A 1,903-nucleotide genomic window follows, 5' to 3' on the forward strand; every position below is an offset into this window, starting at 1 on the left:
CGCCGCCCGTGCCGGCGCCACCCGGAGCCGTACCGCTTTCGGGCGCGGTGCCACCCGGCGCCGTAGCGTCACCCGCGGTGCCGCCGGGAGGCGTACCGCCCGGCCGTCCGCCGGCCTGCGTCTCTGCCTGGCCGGCCTGTTCGCCGCCCGTGCCCGGGAAACCGCCTCGGCCGCCGCCCCCGGCACCGCCGCCGAAGCCGCCGCTTCCGGTCGTGGGCCCGGCCGTCGGGTTCGTACCGCTCATCGCGCCGGCGGCCGATCCGGACGGTACCGACCAGGCGTACGCCGCCGGACCGGCCACCGAGGCGACGACCGCCGCGGCCACCGAAGCCGCCAGCAGGCGGGCGCGGTTGCCCGAGCGGAAGACGAACAGCCCGATGATCGCCAGCGCCATGACGACGCCGACGGCCGGCCACAGCCAGGTGTTCCAGCCGGAGGCCCGGCGCAGCAGCACGATCGCCCAGCCGGCCGTGACCGCGAGGGCGAGGGGCAGCACCCACACCCACCGCCGGTCGGCGCGGAAGGCGCGCAGCAGCATCAGGCCGCCGCCCCCGCACAGTGCCGCGATGCCCGGGGCGAGGGCGGTCGTGTAGTACGGGTGCATGGTGCCCTCGGCCATGGCGAAGGTCAGATAGTGCAGGGCGGTCCAGCCGCCCCACATCACGAGCGCGGCGCGGGTGAGGTCCGTACGCGGGGCGCGCCCGCACAGGACGAGGCCGCCGACGAGCGCGACGGCCGCGAAGGGGATCAGCCAGGAGATCTGGCCGCCGAGGGTGTCGTTGAACATCCGGCCGATGCCGGCCGTCCCGGAGAAACCGCCGCCTCCGCCTCCGCCCCCGCCGCCGTTGCCCTCGCCGCCGAGGACCCGGCCGAGGCCGTTATAGCCCATGATCAGGTTCCAGGCGGTGCCGTCGGTCGAACCGCCGATGTACGGCCGCTCGTCGGCCGGGACCAGGGAGACGGCCGCTGCCCACCAGAAGCTGGAGACCGCGAGGACCACGGCCGCGGCGGCCAGGTTGACGAGCCGCTTCACCAGCTTGGGCTTCGCCGCGTACAGGTAGACCGCGAAGACGGCGGGCAGCGCGATGTAGCCCTGGAGCATCTTGGTGTTGAAGGCGAGGCCGAAACAGGCGGCCGAGCCGAGCAGCGGCAGCAGCCTGCCGTTGTGCACGGCCCGCAGGGCCAGCGCCGCGCCGCCCACCATCAGGAACACCAGCAGGGTGTCGGGGTTGTTGTCGCGGTTGATGGCCACGGTGATCGGGGTCAGCGCGAGGACCAGCGCGGCGACCGCCGCAGCGCCGTGGCCCCACACGCGCTTCACGCTGGAGTGCAGGATCCAGATCGTGCCGAGGGCGGTCAGGATCAGCGGCAGCATCATCTGCCAGGTCCCGAAGCCGAACACGCGGCAGGACAGGCCCATCACCATCAGGGCGAACGGCGGCTTGTCGACGGTCAGGAAGTTCCCCGCGTCCAACGAGCCGAAGAACCACGCCTTCCAGCTCTCGGTGCCGCTCAGTACGGCGGCACTGTAGAAGCTGTTGAGCCCGGAGCCGGAGAGATTCCAGCCGTAGAGCACCGCCGCCAGGACGAGGATCGCGAGCAGCGCGGGGAGCGACCAGCGGGGCGCCTTGTCCGGCGGGGGTGCCGTCGGGGTCGACGGCGGGGCGGACCCGGGGGTCTCCATCGGAGCCGGAGCCGGAGCCGGTGTCGGAGCCGGTGTCGGTGTCGCCGGGGGCCGCGGCCGGTCCGTGGACGCGGTCGGGTGGGGGAGGGGATCGGTGGCAGAGGTCACCACGCTGTGGTCAGCCTGGGTCTGGTCTGTGAGTGGGTGGGAGGGCGCTTCCGGCGGCCGGCGCCCTGCTGCTTACCGCTGGGTCCATGCCGGCGTCCACGAGGGTGTCCA

At 74.0% G+C, this 1,903-nt stretch carries 1 protein-coding gene; it reads right to left on the reverse strand.

Annotated elements, in window-relative coordinates; all coding sequences use genetic code 11:
* On the reverse strand, positions 1-1,792 hold a 1,792-nt coding region (locus tag BZL64_RS32630), incomplete at its 3' end, for a glycosyltransferase family 39 protein (RefSeq protein ID WP_425276091.1).
* Between the last annotated feature and the right edge of the window lie 111 nt (positions 1,793-1,903).

The sequence above is a fragment of the Streptomyces bobili genome (assembly GCF_002154575.1).
Classification (GTDB): Bacteria; Actinomycetota; Actinomycetes; order Streptomycetales; family Streptomycetaceae; genus Streptomyces; species Streptomyces bobili.